This is a genomic window from Intestinimonas sp. RTP31139st1_F5_RTP31139_211217, assembly GCF_040226735.1.
GTDB classification, from domain to species: Bacteria; Bacillota; Clostridia; order Oscillospirales; family Oscillospiraceae; genus Intestinimonas; species Intestinimonas butyriciproducens.
The window spans coordinates 32,014-49,311 of record NZ_JBCOAQ010000001.1; the positions used below are offsets into that span (position 1 = coordinate 32,014).

Below are 17,298 nucleotides of genomic sequence, written 5' to 3' on the forward strand. Positions count from 1 at the left end.
CATTCTCTATATGGAAGCGCCCCAAGGGACGCCTGCCAACGGATCAGAAGGGAAAACTGCCCTTCATTTTGCCCAGACGAGCCATCTTACGTGCCATTTTTCCACCGGACATCCCGGCCATCTGACGGGTCATCTGCTGCATCATTTCAAATTGCTTTAAAAGACGATTCACGTCGACGACTTGCGTACCGCTGCCAGCGGCAATGCGTTTTTTCCGGCTGCTGTTCAAAAGTGCGGGGTTCTCACGCTCCTCCGGAGTCATGGAGAGGATAATGGCCTCTGTCTTGCCCAGGGCATTCTTGTCCAGATCCGCGCCCTCCAAAGCCTTGGCATCCACGCCGGGAAGCATGCCGGCCAGATCCTGCATAGAACCCATACCCTTGAACTGAACGAGTTGATCATAAAAATCCGTCAGGGTGAGACGGTTTTTCTTCATTTTTTCCTGGAGCTCGGCGGCCTTTTTCAAGTCAAAGTTCTGCTGTGCCTTTTCAATGAGGGACAGCACGTCGCCCATGCCCAGGATACGGGAGGACATACGGTCCGGATGGAAGACTTCCACCTGGTCCAGCTTTTCCCCCACGCCCACAAATTTAATCGGCTTTCCAGTGACCGCCTTGATGGATAGGGCCGCACCTCCCCGGGCGTCACCGTCCAGCTTGGTGAGCATTACGCCGGTGATATCCAAGGCTTCGTCAAAGGCCTTTGCGGCGTTTACCGCATCCTGGCCGATCATGGCGTCCACCACCAGAAGAATCTCATCGGGGTCTACCGCGGCCTTCATGACCTTGAGCTGTTCCATCAGCTCCTCGTCCACATGCAGGCGGCCTGCAGTATCCAGAAACACCAAGTCGTTTCCGTGCTTTTTTGCGTGTTCGATGGCGGACTTGGCGATGTCGACCGGATCACTCTGCCCCATCTGAAAGACGGGGATGCCCAACTGCTCTCCCACGACCTCCAGCTGGTGGATGGCGGCGGGACGGAAGGTATCGCAGGCGGCCAGGAGAGGCCGTTTGCCGTTCTGCTTTTTCATGAAGCCGGCCAGTTTGGCGCAGTTAGTGGTCTTGCCGGCGCCGTTGAGGCCCACCACCATGACCACCGTTGGGGGTCTGGAGGAGAGATTGAGCTTGACGCTGTCGCCGCCCATCAGGGCTGTCAGCTCTTCGTTGACAATCTTCACGATCATCTGGGCGGGGGTCAGGCTCTCCAGCACGTCTGCACCCACGGCCCGTTCCGTGACCCTGGCAATAAAATCCTTTACCACCTTAAAGCTGACATCGGCCTCCAGAAGAGCCAGCCGGATCTCCCGCATGGCCTCCTTCACGTCTGCTTCCGATAGGCGGCCCTTTCCGCGCAGCTTTTTAAAGGCGTTGGAAAGCTTTTCGGTCAGTCCTTCAAATGCCATTCTATTACTCCTGAATCAGCTTGTCGGTGAGGGACTGGATACGGGAGGCGAGTACTTCCAGCTCGTCGCTGCCCAACCTCTTGTCATTCAGATCTGTGACCTGCCGGACGCAGTCCGCGATCTCCCTGAGCTGACTCTGCATGGTGTGGAACCGGCGGATCAGGCCGGTCTTGTCCTCGATCTCTGTGAGATAGGCCTCGGCCCGAACGATAACGTCCCGGACCCCCTGACGGGTGATGCCGTAGTTCTCGGCGATCTCAGCAAGGGAGAGGTCCTCGTTATAATAGAGATCGTAGAATTCCTTCTGCCGGTCGGTGAGCAGGTCTCCATAAAAGTCATAGAGCATGGCCATCCGGTATGCCTGATTCTTCATCCTTCCACCTCCAGCTGCTTATTGTAAAGCTGTGATGCTTTACACGATGAGTATCATACAATATTTTGGGGCGATTGTCAAGATGGAATCGGGGATGTGGACGAGAAATTTGGAAGGGCTGCCGGAAGCGGCGCATAGCCGGCGGCGCTTCCGGTAACCCTATTGGAAAGAATAGGGGGAAGCGTGGATGGAGCACACTTCGTTTGCGCCCATGGACGATAAGCACTTGGGGCAATTTGGAGAGAATACAGCCCGCGCGATGCGGGCGGAGGGAAATATGCGGGGACGGGCCGTCTGGCGGGACACGTTGGGACAGCTCCGGGAAATCCGGCGTGTGAGAGACCGGATTTCAGCGCGCAGAGGGCCCGAGGAGGGGGCCGCGGAATGGCTGCTGGACAACTGGTACCTGGCACAGCGGGAAGGAAGAAATGGCGCGGAGGCCTTTCGACGGGTGCGGCGTATCCGGTACGTGCTGCGCGGCGGGCGGGTCCCGCTGATCATGGAGCTGGCGCGGGCCTTTGTGCGGGCCGCGGGCAAGGAAGCGGGACCGGAACGGCTGGCTATTTTTTTGGAACGGGCTCAGGAGGGGCAGGCGCTGACAGAGCAAGAGCTGAGCCTGCTGATCCCAGCGCTCAAATGTGCATTGACAGAGCGGTTGGCCACGCTCTGCCGGGAGCTGGAGCACCTGGAGGATGCCGATGAGGCTGCGCTGCGAGCCGGAATGGAGGCGGTCTTTACCGCCCTGCGTATGCTTGCTACCGCAGAGCTCACCGGGCTTTTGGAGGACTCCAGCCGGGTGGAGCAGACTCTGTGCCGGGACCCGGCGGGCGTCTACCCGGCGATGGATGACGAGACTCGGGCGCGTTACCGTGCCCAAGTCTGCCGGTTGGCCAGACAAGAGGGCGTTGGAGAGGCGGAACTGGCCGAGCACATACTCCTCCGGGCGGCACAGAGCAGCGGGAGGGAACGCCATGTAGGGGCCTGGCTTTTTCCGCCGCGCCGCCAAATTGCTTCCCGTTATCTGTATATCGGAGGCATTGTTCTGATGACCGGATTTCTTGCCTTGCTGGCCGGATTTCTTCTCCACAGCCCATGGGCGGCTGTACTGTTGGCCCTGCCCATCTCCGATATCGTGAAAAACAGCGCCGATTTTCTGGCGGTACGCATGGTGCGCCCACGCCCGGTCTTTCGCATGGCGCTGGAAGAGGGGATCCCCAGGGAGGGCAGGACCCTGTGTGTGATTGCCTCTCTGCTGACAGGGGAGAAAAGCGGAGGAGAACTCGCGGCGCTGCTGGAACGCTACCACCTGGCCAATCGAGACGCCGGTCGGGAGCTGCGTCTGGGTCTGCTGTGTGATCTTCCCGATCGAGACCGTCCCATGGGGGAACGGGAACAGGCGTGGGTGGAGACTGCATCGGCGGCTGTGGAGCAGCTCAACAAAGCGTATGGCGGCGGCTTTTATCTCTTTTTTCGGGTGCCGGTCTTTCATGCGCCGGATCAACGCTATATGGGGTGGGAACGGAAACGTGGGGCGCTGGTGGAGCTGGTGCGCCTTCTGCGGGGAAAGAGGACAGGTTTGCGGACGGAGGCCGGGGACTCCACTTGGCTGCGCGGCGTACGGTATGTCGTCACCCTGGATGCGGATACCGCCCTCAGCGTAGGCTCTGCGAAAGAGCTGGCCGGGGCCATGCTCCATCCCCTCAACCGGCCCGTGATAGACCGGCGGAGGGGCGTTGTGGTTTCCGGCTATGGGCTGCTGCAACCCCGGGTGGCGGTGGATCTGGAGAGTGCCAACCGCTCCCACTTTTCCCGCATCTTTGCCGGCCAGGGAGGCGTAGATCCCTACGGCTCCGCCGCAAGCGACGTCTATCACGATCTCTTTGGAGAGGGAACCTATACGGGGAAGGGCATCTTTGACGTGGATGCCTTTCTCGCCTGCCTGGACCGGCGTCTCCCCCAAAATTCCGTTCTCTCCCACGACCTTCTGGAGGGCTCTTACCTGCATGCCGGACTCATTGGAGATGTGGAGCTGACGGATGGCTACCCTTATCAGGTGTCATCCTATTTTTCCCGGCTCCACCGCTGGGTCAGAGGGGATTGGCAGCTTTTGCCCTGGCTGGGGCGGAGCGTGCGGAATGAAGAGGGGGAGAGGATCAAAAATCCGTTGGGGGATCTCCCCAGGTGGAAGATCGTGGACAATCTGCGCAGGAGCCTTTCGCCGGTGGGTACTTTGACGGCCCTCCTGCTGAGTATGTGCATTTCCGGGCCGGTATTTGCCCTGGCGGCCGGTACGGCGGTACTCTCCGCCGCTTCCAATTTGCTTCTGACCGGCGCGGATCTGGCCGCCCGGAGGGGGCGCGGACTTGCAGAGCGGTATCACTCCACAATTATCGCCGGGGTCGGCGGGGTCCTTCTTCAGACGCTGGTGCAGCTCCTGTTTCTGCCCCAACAGGCCTGGACATGTGCCAGCGCAGCTGGCACAGCGCTGTGGCGCATGGCCGTGACCCGTCGGGGCATGCTGGCCTGGACTACGGCGGCAGAGGCGGAGCGCAGGGCGGGAGACAGTCTGTGGGCCCATTACCGCAGGCTGTGGCCACTGGCGGCAGCCGGGGTCTTCTGCGTATTCTTTTCGCAGTTTCCGGCAGGAGCGGCGGCAGGCCTGGTCTGGCTGGCGGGCCCCTGTTTTGCCTGGAATATGAGCCGGCCCATACGGCAAAACCGCGCCGTGCCGGCAGGGGAACGTCCTTTCCTACTGCACCAGGGGGCCATGATCTGGCAGTATTTCAGCGACTTCCTCCGTCCGCAGGACCACTATCTGCCGCCGGACAACTACCAGGAGCAGCCGGGAGTGGGGCTGGCCCGGCGGACCTCGCCGACCAACATCGGCATGGCGCTCTTGAGCTGTATGGCCGCCGCCGATCTGGAGTTGGTCCCCCAAAAACAGGCGCTCGCTCTGATGGAACAGACGCTGTCCTCCGTGGAGCGGCTGGAGAAGTGGAGGGGCGGCCACCTGTACAACTGGTACGACACCGCCACGGAAAGACCGCTGGAGCCGCGGTATGTGTCCTCGGTGGACTCGGGCAATCTGTGCGGTTGCCTGATCGCTCTGCGGGAGGGGCTGTTGGAATGGGGAGAAGAGGGACTGGCCCGGCGGGCGGACGCCCTGGCGGCGGCTATGGATTTTTCTCTTCTGTTTGACGAAAGCCGGAGACTTTTCTATATCGGATTTGACTGCGGCAGGGGGGAGTACACCCAGGGGTGGTACGACCTGCTTGCCAGTGAGGCCAGGCAGACAAGTTATCTCGCCGTGGCCCGCGGCGAGGTGCCGCGCCGCCACTGGCGGCGACTAAGCCGGGCGCTTGTGGGACAGGACCATTACTGCGGTATGGCCTCCTGGACGGGTACCATGTTCGAGTACTTTATGCCCCACCTACTGCTTCCGGCAGAGCAGAACTCCCTGCTCTATGAGTCGCTGGCCTTCTGCCTGTACGCCCAGAAAAAGCGGGTCCGGGGGACAGGCGCCCCCTGGGGGATTTCCGAATCGGCGTTCTACGCCTTTGACGGGGCTATGAACTACCAGTATAAGGCCCACGGAGTTCAGCGCCTGGGCCTGAAGCGGGGCCTGGACCGGGAACTGGTGGTCTCCCCCTACTCCACCTTTCTTACCCTTCCGCTTGCGCCGGAGAGCGGGGTGAAGAATCTGAGAGCGCTGGCAGCCATGGGCCTGGAGGGGCGCTATGGCCTTTGCGAGGCGGCGGACTTTACCCCGGGACGGGTGAACGGCGCGGCAAAGTATGAGCCGGTGCGCTCTTATATGGCACATCATCTGGGCATGAGCCTGGTGGCGCTGGATAATGCACTGAACGACGGCATCATGCAAAAACGCTTCATGCGGGACGCGGCTATGGGCGCCTATCGGGAGCTCCTCCAGGAAAAAGTGCCTGTGGGAGCGCAGGTCCTCCACTCACCCCGGGACGAGGTGCCGGACAAGCCGGGACGGCGTGGCGGAGAACCGTTCCTGCGGACAGGGGAGGGCTATGATCCGGTATGCCCTGCCTGTCACCTAATGACAGGCGGGGCATGGCAGGTTCTGTGCACCGATGCGGGGGCGTCCTGGTCGAGAATGGGACGGACCACGCTGACCCGCTGTATCTGGAACCGACAATACCAGAGCGCAGGGGTGTCGTTTTTCCTTCGGACGCCGGAGGGCCTGCTTCCGCTCACGCCTGCGCCACTTTACCGCGAGGGGCCGGAATATACTTGGCGTTTTCAGGGAGGCGGAGCTTGCTGGTCCGCTCAATGGCAGGGATACGCTGCAAGCGTGGACCTGCGGGTGCCGGAGCGGGAAAATGGAGAGCGCAGGGAGGTCACCGTGCGCTGGACCGGGGAGGGGGAGAGGGAGGTAGAACTCCTCTGTTACCTAGAACCGGTTTTGGCGCCGCGGGAGGATTATGAGGCCCATCCGGCCTTCTCCAAACTGTCCCTGGAGAGCAAGGGAACTGGAGACGGCGTGCTCTTCACCAGACGGAACCGGAGGCGGGGGGAGAGCCGCCCCGCCTTGGCAGTGCTGTGGGACCAGCCGGAGGCGACCTTTGATACCGCACGTGAGACCGCCTTGGGCCGGGGAGGGCTGCAGGCCTTGGAAGGGGCTGTGGAACGGCCTGCAACGGAGCGTGAGGGAGCAGTGCTGGACCCCTGTCTCCTGGTGCGCTTCCCTGTCAGCCTGCGGAGCGATGCGCCGGTTCAGATCCGACTGGCGCTCTCCGCCGCGGACAGCGGAGAACAGGCGACAGAGGGAGCTCTGCGCCTTCTGCGCATGCGCGGCGGAGAGGCGGCCGATGGGTTGGAGCGGATCAGAGGACGTCTCCAATTGACGGAAGAAGAGACTCGAAGGGCATTTGAGCTGCTCAGGAATCTTCAGTTTCCGGCCCACCCATGGGTGTCCAGGGGATCACCGGAGCAGCGCGCCCTTTGGCCCTTCGGGATTTCCGGAGATCTGCCCATAGCCGCCCTTCGGGTGGAGGAGGAGCGGATGGAGGCCGCCCTTTCGTTGGAGCGGATCCATCAGTTTTTGGTACAGGGCGGATTCATGTTCGATCTGGTATTCCTGATGCGGGAGGGGGGAGACTATCTGCACCCGCTGCGGGATACTCTGGAAGAGAGGCTGCGGTCTGACGGGTGGGAGCATCGCTTGGGAGCGCGGGGAGGCATATTCCTGGTGGAAGAGGAGACGGCAGCGGCGGTGTGTGCTGCCGCGCTGCTGCTGGATGAGGTGGGAAACGTACCTCAGGAGAATAGAAGCGCCAGAATATATGAAAAGCAAAATGCCTTCACACAATTGCCGGGTATCCCTCCCTTTGGATTCTTGGAGAATGGGTCCTTTTGGTTTGATACGGGCGCACAGCTCCCACCTTTGGGCTGGTCGACGATCCTTTGCAACGATGCGTTCGGCTGGAGGACGGATGAGACTGGGAGCGGACATCTATGGATCAACAATGCAAAGGAAAATCCCCTTACAGAATGGGTCAACGATCCGCTGGCAGTCACAGGGCCAGAACGTGTTCTCTTTTCTGCCGGCGGAGGAGAAGTATCCTGTTTTGCGGCGCCGGACGGCCTCCCCTGTACGGTGACCTACGGCTTTGGAGAGGCGATGTGGGAAAAACATGTGGCGGGAAGCCCGCTCCGCTGTACGGCCTTTGTACCGCCGGATGAGGATGCACGGTATCTTCTACTGGAGGCGGCGGGACGGACCGGAGAGGTGATCTATCGTCTGGAGGGAGCAGAGGAGCAGAGGTGGCCGATTCGGGGGAACCTCTGTCTGCGGACGGTTCCGGCGCCGGGAGGCCGTTGGCCTGAGACCGGCCCTGCGGATTTCAACCGGGCGCGGGAGCGGCTGGAGCGGACCAGGGCGTGGTGGAGTTTTCGCGTAAGCCCTTTGACGGTCCGGACGCCGGACGGGGCGCTGGACCGCTATCTCAACGGTTGGGCCCTCTATCAGGTGATTGCCTGCCGTCTTTTCGCCAGGACATCTCTTTACCAGAACGGCGGGGCCTACGGGTTCCGGGATCAGTTGCAGGATGTGTGCGCGGTGCTTCTTACCGCTCCGGAGTTGGCTCGGGCGCAGCTTCTTCGGGCCTGCGCCCACCAGTATGAGGAGGGTGACGTGCAGCATTGGTGGCACCCAGCCGCTGAGGGCGAGACGGAGCGCGGTGTGCGCACAAGGATCAGTGACGATCTGCTGTGGCTGCCCTATGTCCTGTGCGAATATTTGGAGAAAACGGGGGACCGGGACATTTTGGAGGTGCCGGTTTCCTTCCTCGTGTCCCCGACCCTGGCGGAGAATGAGCGGGAACGATATGAGGCGGCGGAGACTTCGGCGGAGAAGGCCGGGGTATTGGAGCATGCCAGGCGGGCGGTGGAACAGGCCCTGCGCCGGGGGGCCGGACCGCATGGACTTGCAAAGATGGGGACCGGAGATTGGAACGACGGCATGGACCTGGTGGGAGCCGCCGGAACTGGGGAGAGCGTGTGGCTCACTTGGTTTTTGGCGCTGGTATTGGAGCGATTCGCATCTCTCTGCAGCGGCGAAACCCGGGCCCGTTACGAGGCGGAGGCGCGCCGGTACGCCTCCGCCGCCAACGCTGCCTGGGATGGGGAATGGTTCCTGAGAGGCTGGTATGATGACGGCCAGACGCTGGGTGCCTCTGCAGATCAGGCGTGCCGCATTGATTCCATCGCCCAGTCCTTTGCCGTCCTGTGCCCATTGGGGGACAGGGACCGGGCATACCGGGCGGTGAAATCGGCCATGGAGCATCTTTTTGACCGGGAGCACCAGATCGTAAAGCTTTTTGCCCCGCCCTTTGACGAAGGAGAGAGGGACCCGGGCTATATTCGGGGTTATCTGCCGGGGGTAAGGGAAAACGGCGGGCAGTACACCCATGCGGCGGTATGGCTGGCGCTGGCGCTGTTCCGGCTTGGACGTGGGGACGAGGGGCACGAGGTGCTGCACGCCCTGCTGCCCGCAGCCCATGCTCCTGAGTGCTACCAAGCGGAGCCCTATGTCCTGGCTGCCGATGTGTACGCCAACCCACAGCATCCGGGCCGCGGCGGCTGGTCTTGGTACACCGGCGCGGCGGGCTGGTTTTACCGAACGGCGGTTGAGGAGCTTCTGGGCCTCCGGGTCCGGGAGGGCAGGCTGTATATGGAGCCCTGTTTGCCACAGGCGTGGAGCGGCTATGAGGCGGAGTGGGCGCTTACGTCCGGTCGTCTGCACCTGAAAATCGAGAGGACCGGGACCCGCGGTCTGCTGCTGGACGGCAAGCCTTGCGGGGATGGAATACCTTTGAACCAGCTCCGGGGAGAGCATCAGGTCCTTTTTTCGTTTTAAGGGTGTCAAAACGGGAAAAATATAGTATAATGATCTCATGCTCTCTCCGGACGACAGCTGGAGGGGAACCGGCATTTTGATAAGAAAGGAAGGCCCTATATGACCCATGTGACCCACAGGGAATTGATGCCCGGCGTCCGTCTGACGGCGGTACAAACCGATAAATTCAAAACCAATCTGCTCTCGGTCAGCCTCTTGGCTCCCATCTCGGAAGAGACGGCCTCCGCCAACGCGTTGCTCCCCTACGTGCTCCGCCGGGGTACCGAGCGCTGTCCTGATATGGAGACCCTCTCTGCGGCGCTGGATGAGCTCTATGGCGGCTCCATCGAACCCATGGTCCGCAAAAAAGGAGAGACTCAGGCGGTGGGATTTGCCGCCAGCTTTGTGGACGACGCCTTTGCCCCCGGAGATACCCGGATTCTGGAGTCCGCTGCAGGTCTGCTTGGAGATGTGCTTCTCCGGCCCGCCGTCAGCGGAGGCAGGTTCCTGGCGGAGTATGTAGAGGGGGAGCGCGCCAATCTGGTCGACCGTATCCATGCCCAAATCAACGAAAAACGGTCCTATTCTATCCTGCGACTCACGCAGGAGATGTGTGCAGGAGAACCCTATGGTGTGGATAAGCTGGGGGATGAGGCGCATGCCGCCGCCATCACGGTGGAAGGTCTTTGGAAGCGGTATCAGAGTCTGCTCGCCTGTGCTCCGGTGGAGCTTTACTACTGCGGCTCCGCCGGCGAGGAGCGGGTGGCGGCGGCCTTGACCAGTGCGCTGGCCGGTCTGCCCAGAGCGGAGGAGCTGGAAGAGCCGGAGTGCGGGGTGCAGACCGGCGCTGTCTGCGATGCGCCGCGGCTTTTCACCGAGTCTATGGATGTGACTCAAGGCAAGCTGGCCCTGGGGTTCCGGACGGGGGGCGGTTGCATCTGGTCGGAGGACTATCCGGCGCTTCTGGTGTGCAATGCGGTCTATGGCGGCACGCCCACATCTAAGCTTTTTCTCAATGTCCGGGAGAAGCTGTCCCTGTGCTATTTTGCAAGCTCCATGCTGGAAAAGTTTAAAGGTATCATGATGGTGTCCTCCGGAATTGAATTTCAAAACTATGAAAAGGCCAAGGACGAAATCCTGGCCCAATTGGAGAATTGCCGCGGAGGGAACATAGAGGCGTGGGAGTTGGAGGGGGCCAAACGCTCCATTATCAGCGGGCTCTATGCCACAATGGATGCCCAGGGCCGGCTGGAGGATTTCTGGCTGGGACAGTCGGTAGCCGGGCTTGCGGAGACGCCTGAGGAGCTCTCCCGCCGCGTGGAGACTGTGACTGTGGACGAGGTCGTGGCGGCGGCCGGTAAATTAGAGCTGGACGCCATCTATTTCCTGAAGGGCCTGGAGGACTGAATCATGGTATCAAAAGAATATTCCCGCATTGGGGAGACGCTGCATCACGCTGAGCTGGAGAACGGACTTCACATCTATGTGGATGTGAAGCCGGAGTTCTCCAAGAGCTTTGCATTTTTCGCCACGAACTACGGCGGTATGGATATGAGGTTCAAGTTGAAGGGGGAGTGGCACGACACCCCGGCCGGCGTGGCCCATTTCCTGGAGCACAAAATGTTCGATACCAAGGATGGGAATGCCCTTCAGGATCTGGCCGCCAACGGTGCAAGCCCGAACGCCTTTACCTCCACCGCCATTACGGGCTACTATTTTGAGAGCACCGAAAAATTTGAGGAGAACCTGAAGATCCTGCTCTCCTTTGTCTCTGTGCCCTGGTTTACGAAGGAGAGCGTGGACAAAGAGCAGGGCATCATCGGGCAGGAGATCCGCATGATTGAGGACGACCCTGAAAATCAAGTCTTTTACGGCATGTTGGAGGCCCTTTATGAGCACAATCCGGTCCGGGTGAGCATTGCCGGCACGGTGGAATCCATCGCGGAGATCACCGCCGAGACCCTCTATGCCTGCCATGCCGCCTTTTATAACCCCGGCAACATGACGCTGTGCGTGGCGGGGAACGTGGACCCCCGCAGGGTCTGTGAGATCGCACGGGAGGTCCTTCCCAAGGAGGGACTGCGAGATATCCCGAGAGATTACGGCGGCGAAGAACCTGAGCAGGCATTTCGCCCGGAGACAGTGCAGGAGATGGCGGTCTCCACGCCCATTTTTCAACTGGGGTGGAAGGCGGACCCCGCTCCGCTGGGAGAAGAGCATATGCGCAGGCAATTTATAGGCGAGCTGTGCTGCGAGGCTGTTTTTGGCACCTCCACCCCCCTCTATGCAAGTCTCTACAGCCGGGGGCTGGTGAACAACAACTTCAGCTATGGCTACGAGGCATATCCAGGCTGTGCCATGCTCACGGTTGGCGGGGAAAGCCGCGATCCCTGGGCCCTGCGGGAGGCCATTGCCGCCGAGGCGGCAAGGATCGGCAGGGAGGGGATCGGCCAAGAGTTGTGGGACCGCCTGAAAAAGGCTGCCTACGGAGGGCGTGTGCGGGCGCTCAATTCCTTCGAGAACATCTGCGTGGGCCTGGCCCAGAGCCATTTTACCGGGGAAGAATTCTTCCGGTTCCCAGAGGTCTTTGAGGGGATAAGCAAGTCCGATGTGGAAGACTGCGTCCGCCGTTGGATGTCTCCGGAGCGCACAGCCCTCTCAGTGGTAAAACCCAAGGGGGAGAAGGTATGACAAGGACAGTGGCCTTTCCCGGTTTGGGGCTGGAGTTCCACCTGAACCGGGTGGCCTTTGAGCTCTTTGGTCTGCCCATCTACTGGTACGGCGTCATTATTGCCGCCGGTTTTTTGCTGGCGGTGCTGTTCTGCTATAAAATGGCCCCTCGGTTTGGCGTCAAGTCCGACGATATCATCGACCTTCTCTTTTTTGCCGTGCCCCTGGCGATCGTAGGGGCGCGGCTGTACTACATTGTGTTTTATCTGGACCTCTTCCGGAACGCAGGGGGAAGCCTGGATCTGGGCAAAATGCTGGATATCCGGGACGGCGGTCTGGCCATTTATGGCGGCGTTATCGCCGCAACGCTGACGCTGATCGTATTCTGTAAAGTAAAAAAGCTCAATTTTTTTGCCTTTGCGGATGTGGGCGTGTTCGGCCTTCTCATTGGCCAGTGTGTGGGACGGTGGGGCAATTTTGTCAATGTGGAGGCATATGGCGGTCCCACAGACCTTCCGTGGCGCATGGGGATTGACGCCTATGTAAACGGTGCGTGGCAGTATATGGAGGTCCACCCCACATTTTTTTATGAGTCTGCTTGGAATTTGCTGGGCTTTTTGCTGCTGCTGGTCGTTGTCCTGAGGGGAAAGAGAAAATTTGACGGACAGATCATGTGGGGGTATTTTTTGTGGTACGGCTTTGGAAGGGGAATGATCGAGGGCCTGCGGACCGACAGCCTTTATTTTTTCCATACCCCGATCCGGATCTCACAGCTCCTGGGATTTGCCTCGGCGCTGGTGGCGGCAGGATTCCTGATCTATCACCTGGTGATCCAAAAGCATACGCCGGAAGAACTCTATGTAAACCGTATGAAGCGAAAAGCAGAGGGGGCGGAGGCCCCAAGACCCCAAACTTTTCATGATGAGGAGGAGCAGCATGGCAGCGACAGTGATTGATGGAAAGGCCCTGGCAGCCAAATGCAAAGAGAGGGTAAAGGCAGAGGCAGGAGCGCTCTCCAAACGACCTGGACTGGCGGTTATCATTGTGGGAGACAATCCGGCCTCCCGTACATATGTCAACAGCAAGCGGAAGGATTGCGCCGAGTGCGGCATCTACAGCGAGGAATATGCCCTCCCGGCAGAGGCGGGCCAGGCGGAGTTGATGTCCATCATCGATACATTGAACCATCGTGAGGATATCGACGGAATCCTTTGTCAGCTTCCCCTGCCGGCGGGGTATGACGAGCAGCAGGTTCTGTTGGCCATTGACCCGGATAAGGATGTGGACGGATTCCACCCGGTAAATGTGGGCCGCCTTTCCACAGGGCAGAAGTGCTTTCTACCCTGCACGCCGGCGGGTGTGATGGAGATGCTCAAGGAATGCGGCATCGATCCTAAGGGCAAGGATTGTGTGGTGGTAGGCCGCTCCAATATTGTGGGCAAACCTATGGCGATGCTACTGCTGGCGGCGCACGGCACGGTCACAGTCTGCCATTCCCGCACCAGAGATCTGGGCGAGGTCTGCAGGAGAGCGGATATCCTGGTGGCCGCTGTAGGGAAGCGGAACATCATCACGGCGGATATGGTGAAGGAGGGAGCCGTGGTTATCGATGTGGCTATGAACCGCGACGAGGCGGGGAAGCTCTGCGGCGATGTAGACTATGGGCCTGTGGCGAAAAAAGCCTCCTACATTACCCCGGTACCCGGCGGCGTGGGGCCTATGACCCGGGCGATGCTGATGGTAAATACGCTGGAGGCGGCCCGCCTGCACGGGAAATAAAGAAAAAAGGTGTACGGCGCGTGTTCCGGAAAAACAGGGAGGAGGTACAGACGCATGGGAATGGGATTCATGTTCGATATTTTTCCGATCCTGTTCATGGTCGTATTTATTCTGATCTTGGGGGTTATTTTGATCAGCTTGGGTCGTGGTGTCTCCCAGTGGCATAAAAATAATCAGTCCCCCGTGCTGACCGTACAGGCGGAAGTTGTAACAAAACGGGCCGATGTGCGCCATCACCATCACAATACGGGCGATGTCGGCGCCATGCATACCACCAGCAGCACCTTCTATTACGCTACCTTCCAGGTGGAGAGCGGCGATCGAATGGAGCTTCATGTGCCCAGGAACGAGTACGGGATGCTGGTGGAGGGTGACAACGGAAGGCTGACCTTCCAGGGAACACGCTATCTGGGCTTTGAACGGAGCCGTTGAAATTGACCTCTTTACGGGCAGTAGAACATATGTTAGAATGGAGGGGAACTTTTCCCCTCCATTTTTATAGAAACGGGAGGTAATTCCATGGCGTATCGACCGCTTGCAGATGAGATCAGACCCGCATCTTTGGACGATGTGGTAGGACAAAAGCATATTTTGGGGGCGGACGGCCTTCTGCGCAGGATCATCGAAAGCGGAAGCATCCCCAATCTGGTCTTTTATGGCCCTTCCGGCACCGGGAAAACCACGGTAGCAAATATCATCGCCGCCCGTACCAACCGTACACTGCGGCGGATCAACGCCACAACGGGTTCCCTCTCGGATGTAAAAGATGTGATCGGCGAGGTGGGTACCATGATGGCACCCAATGGCATTTTATTGTATCTGGACGAGATCCAGTATTTTAATAAAAAGCAGCAACAATCTCTGCTGGAAGTCATTGAACGGGGTGACGTGACACTCATCGCATCCACCACGGAGAATCCATATTTTTATGTCTATAATGCTGTCCTCAGCCGCTCTACAGTCTTTGAGTTCAAGCCTGTGGAAGCGGGGGAGGTGCTGCCCGCCATCGACAGAGGGGTGTCGATCATGGCAAAACGTCTGGGAGGGGTGGCGGAATTTGAGAATGGAGTGAGGGAGGCCATCGCGAGTTCCTGCGGCGGCGACGTACGCAAGGCAATGAATGCGGTTGAACTGCTGATGAATGCCGCCGCCAGGCAGAGGGGTAAATTGGTTGTCAGTCTGGAAGACGCAAGACTGGTGGCCCAGCGCTCCGCCATGCGCTACGACCGGGCGGGGGATGACCATTACGATATCCTCTCGGCGCTGCAAAAGTCCATCCGGGGCTCGGATCCAGATGCCGCGTGCCATTATCTTGCGCGGTTGCTAGAGGCAGGGGACCTTATTTCAGCCTGCCGCAGGCTGATGGTCATTGCCTGTGAGGATGTGGGCTTGGCCTACCCTCAGGTCATTCCCATCGTCAAGGCCTGTGTGGATGCGGCCAATATGTTGGGGCTGCCGGAGGCGCGGATCCCGCTGGGGGATGCTGCCGTGCTCATGGCCACTGCGCCCAAATCCAATTCCGCCCATATTGCGCTGGATGAGGCCATGGCGGATGTGCGGACGGGAAAAACAGGAGATTATCCGCGGCATCTCCAGAACAAGCATGCCGATTCAGCGGGCATGGAACGTGAGCAGGGTTATCTTTATCCGCATGATTTCCCAAATCACTATGTAAAGCAGCAATACTTGCCGGATAGGCTGAAGGGCGTTCACTACTATGTATATGGAGAGAACAAGACGGAGCAGGCCGCCAAGCGCTACTGGGATGAGATCAAGGGGAAAGAAGAAGGATAGGTCGGAGGCCGAACAATATCGGCGGGAAATGGGGGAAATAAATGAACCTTCCGGAGTGGTTTCACAAAAAGAGACGGAATTCCATTGAGCTCTTGCCTGCGGACGGGCCTGGAAAAGTAGAGCTGGGGAGCAGTAAGGTGGGTGGAAAACCTCATCTCCCCAAAGAATTCGAGTGGTATCGGTATGAGGGCACGAATTATGATGGAGTGACTGCCAGGCGGCCGCTCTCCTTTTTGGCGCAGATCAATTTGGCGGAGATCGCGGACCTGGACATAGACGGTGTCCTGCCGTCCAGGGGGATGCTCTACTTCTTTTATGAATTGGAGACGATGGCTTGGGGGTTTGATCCAAAAGATCGAGGCTGTGCGCGGGTACTTTACTATGAAGGCGGGCCGGCCGGTCTCATTGAGACGGAACCTCCGGGAGATCTGAAGGCCGATTACCTGGTTCCGGAGATCCCGATCTCCTTCAAAAACAGGGACGAAGTGCCTGACTACGAAGAATTCCGGGAGCAATTTGGAGAAGGTATCGATTGGGATACCTATGAGGAAGAACGGACTCTGCGGGGGTGCAAGGCGTCTGAGGAGCCGGAGAAAGTCACCAAACTGCTGGGCTATGCGAATCTGATCCAGGGGAGCATGCTTTTGGAGTGTGAGATGGCGGACAGCGGAATTTACTGCGGCCACCCGCAGGAGTTGCCGCCGGAAGAGTGGGACCGCCTTCGGGAGAATAGCCGGGACTGGCGGCTTCTCTTCCAGATGGGGACCGTGGAGCGGGATGGATTTGAGCTGATGTTCGGCGATTGCGGCTGTATCTATTTTTATATCCGCGGGGAGGATCTGGCCCAGAGGAGATTTGACCGCATCTGGATGGTCCTGCAATGCGGCTGAGAAAAAAGCCCGGAGCGCCGACCGCTGATCGGAGCTCCGGGTTTTGACCGTTTTATAAGAATGTGGTTTCCACGCCTGCTTTTCGGCAGCCGTCCGGGGCATAACGCCAATGGGCAAGCCGCCCCTCACGGATAAAATAGTGCAGCGCAGCCGTTTCGGTGGCCGGAGGGAGCCTTTCGATGACCAGCAGTTTGATTTTCATTCGCTCCGGGAGCATCGCCTTCAGGAAGACAGAGACGCGGTCCCCTTCGCGCAGGTCGGTCCTTGGCTCTGCGAGCCCCGACAGGTTGGGGGTCAGCTCGATAAAGGCACCGTAGTCTTTCAGGCCGCGAACGGTTCCCTCCACTGTCATACCCGGCGCAAAATCCCTGGCGTTCTCTGCCCATGTGCCCAACAGTTCTCGGTGAGTCAGCTTTACGCGGCCCTGCTCCGGCAGCGTTTCCAGTACGGCGGCGTGGATCTCCTGCCCGACGGAAAACCGGCAGGAGGGGTGCGGGATGCGGGAGATGGAGATATGTTCAATGCCGATCATGGAGACCAGTCCGCAGCCGATGTCCACAAAAGCGCCGAAGGGCTCCATATGGGTGACTGTGGCGGGAATGACCATCCCGGGCTTGAGCTCAGACATCAGGGCCTGCTGCGCAATCTCCTGGGCTCGACGACGGGAGAGAACCAGAACGGGTTGACTGTCCGGACCGGAAACAGAAACGATCGTAAAGCAGACCGGCTTGCCCACGCGGGACAAGATGGCGATCTCCTTGGTGGTTCCTTCCGCCACGCCCAAAGCGGTGTCCTCTCGGGGAATACGGCCCGTAAAAGGGCCTACGGCAACGGTCAAATCGTGGTCCGTGCTGCAGGAGAGGGCGCGGCCCTCTAAAATCATGCCCCGGTCCCGGGCGGAGCGAAGCGCGGACACTGTGGCGCAGGCGGCCAGATTGTCCGGAGCGGTCAAGCGTCTGCCCTCGGGGAGAAAATGACTGATCATCCCGATCATTCCTTTCCGATACTCCGTTTTTTTGCTGAT

General features: G+C 59.6%; 11 protein-coding genes. 8 read left to right on the forward strand and 3 right to left on the reverse strand.

The genetic code is table 11. From position 1 onward, the window contains the following. Window positions 1–43: 43 nt before the first annotated feature. Together ffh and ylxM are read right to left on the reverse strand one after the other, a co-directional pair. Window positions 44–1,402 (reverse strand): signal recognition particle protein, encoded by a 1,359-nt coding sequence (ffh, locus tag ABUA09_RS00170; protein ID WP_208319072.1) that lies wholly within the window; start codon window positions 1,400–1,402, stop codon window positions 44–46. A 4-nt stretch (window positions 1,403–1,406) separates the two neighbouring features. After that, window positions 1,407–1,775: a YlxM family DNA-binding protein gene (gene ylxM, locus ABUA09_RS00175; RefSeq protein WP_227151565.1), complete on the reverse strand. Its 369-nt coding sequence runs from the start codon at window positions 1,773–1,775 to the stop codon at window positions 1,407–1,409. Window positions 1,776–1,962: 187 nt separating this feature from the next. Between ylxM and ABUA09_RS00180 the strand changes: the two genes are divergently transcribed. The 8 genes from ABUA09_RS00180 to ABUA09_RS00215 all read left to right on the forward strand — a co-directional run bounded on the left by ABUA09_RS00180 (window position 1,963) and on the right by ABUA09_RS00215 (window position 16,274). Then, entirely contained in the window at window positions 1,963–9,162 is a 7,200-nt protein-coding gene (locus ABUA09_RS00180) for a GH36-type glycosyl hydrolase domain-containing protein (protein ID WP_349948985.1), read from the forward strand. Window positions 9,163–9,261: 99 nt separating this feature from the next. Continuing rightward, window positions 9,262–10,548 carry an EF-P 5-aminopentanol modification-associated protein YfmF gene (yfmF, locus tag ABUA09_RS00185; RefSeq protein WP_033117166.1) on the forward strand — a complete coding sequence of 429 codons (1,287 nt, stop codon included), beginning with the start codon at window positions 9,262–9,264 and terminating at the stop codon, window positions 10,546–10,548. 3 nt (window positions 10,549–10,551) lie between these two features. Next, window positions 10,552–11,832, forward strand: coding sequence for an EF-P 5-aminopentanol modification-associated protein YfmH (gene yfmH / locus ABUA09_RS00190; RefSeq protein ID WP_195607589.1), 1,281 nt, complete (start codon window positions 10,552–10,554; stop codon window positions 11,830–11,832). Further along, window positions 11,829–12,767, forward strand: a complete 939-nt coding sequence (lgt, locus tag ABUA09_RS00195) for a prolipoprotein diacylglyceryl transferase (protein WP_058117622.1) — start codon at window positions 11,829–11,831, stop codon at window positions 12,765–12,767. Before yfmH ends, lgt begins: the two co-directional genes overlap by 4 nt. Next, a complete protein-coding gene (folD, locus tag ABUA09_RS00200; RefSeq protein WP_033117169.1) occupies window positions 12,748–13,590 on the forward strand; it encodes a bifunctional methylenetetrahydrofolate dehydrogenase/methenyltetrahydrofolate cyclohydrolase FolD in 843 nt (280 codons plus the stop codon). Before lgt ends, folD begins: the two co-directional genes overlap by 20 nt. Window positions 13,591–13,650: 60 nt before the next feature. Beyond that, entirely contained in the window at window positions 13,651–14,022 is a 372-nt protein-coding gene (locus tag ABUA09_RS00205) for a DUF2500 domain-containing protein (protein WP_334249479.1), read from the forward strand. Between the two features lie 87 nt (window positions 14,023–14,109). Further along, entirely contained in the window at window positions 14,110–15,384 is a 1,275-nt protein-coding gene (locus ABUA09_RS00210; RefSeq protein ID WP_349948986.1) for a replication-associated recombination protein A, read from the forward strand. A gap of 41 nt (window positions 15,385–15,425) precedes the next feature. Then, the gene (locus ABUA09_RS00215; protein ID WP_058117623.1) at window positions 15,426–16,274 is read left to right on the forward strand and encodes a YwqG family protein; all 849 of its coding nucleotides are present in this window, start codon (window positions 15,426–15,428) and stop codon (window positions 16,272–16,274) included. Between the two features lie 52 nt (window positions 16,275–16,326). On the opposite strand, the gene ABUA09_RS00220 is transcribed toward ABUA09_RS00215, so the two are convergent. Further along, the gene (locus ABUA09_RS00220; protein ID WP_227151560.1) at window positions 16,327–17,259 is read right to left on the reverse strand and encodes a S1 RNA-binding domain-containing protein; all 933 of its coding nucleotides are present in this window, start codon (window positions 17,257–17,259) and stop codon (window positions 16,327–16,329) included. Window positions 17,260–17,298 lie beyond the last annotated feature (39 nt).

Bases quoted from the DNA above. Each gene is read 5' to 3' on its own strand.
- ffh (WP_208319072.1), bottom strand. From the start codon at position 1,402: ATGGCATTTGAAGGACTGACCGAAAAGCTTTCCAACGCCTTTAAAAAG.
- ylxM (WP_227151565.1), bottom strand. From the start codon at position 1,775: ATGAAGAATCAGGCATACCGGATGGCCATGCTCTATGACTTTTATGGA.
- ABUA09_RS00180 (WP_349948985.1), top strand. From the start codon at position 1,963: ATGGAGCACACTTCGTTTGCGCCCATGGACGATAAGCACTTGGGGCAA.
- yfmF (WP_033117166.1), top strand. From the start codon at position 9,262: ATGACCCATGTGACCCACAGGGAATTGATGCCCGGCGTCCGTCTGACG.
- yfmH (WP_195607589.1), top strand. From the start codon at position 10,552: ATGGTATCAAAAGAATATTCCCGCATTGGGGAGACGCTGCATCACGCT.
- lgt (WP_058117622.1), top strand. From the start codon at position 11,829: ATGACAAGGACAGTGGCCTTTCCCGGTTTGGGGCTGGAGTTCCACCTG.
- folD (WP_033117169.1), top strand. From the start codon at position 12,748: ATGGCAGCGACAGTGATTGATGGAAAGGCCCTGGCAGCCAAATGCAAA.
- ABUA09_RS00205 (WP_334249479.1), top strand. From the start codon at position 13,651: ATGGGATTCATGTTCGATATTTTTCCGATCCTGTTCATGGTCGTATTT.
- ABUA09_RS00210 (WP_349948986.1), top strand. From the start codon at position 14,110: ATGGCGTATCGACCGCTTGCAGATGAGATCAGACCCGCATCTTTGGAC.
- ABUA09_RS00215 (WP_058117623.1), top strand. From the start codon at position 15,426: ATGAACCTTCCGGAGTGGTTTCACAAAAAGAGACGGAATTCCATTGAG.
- ABUA09_RS00220 (WP_227151560.1), bottom strand. From the start codon at position 17,259: ATGATCAGTCATTTTCTCCCCGAGGGCAGACGCTTGACCGCTCCGGAC.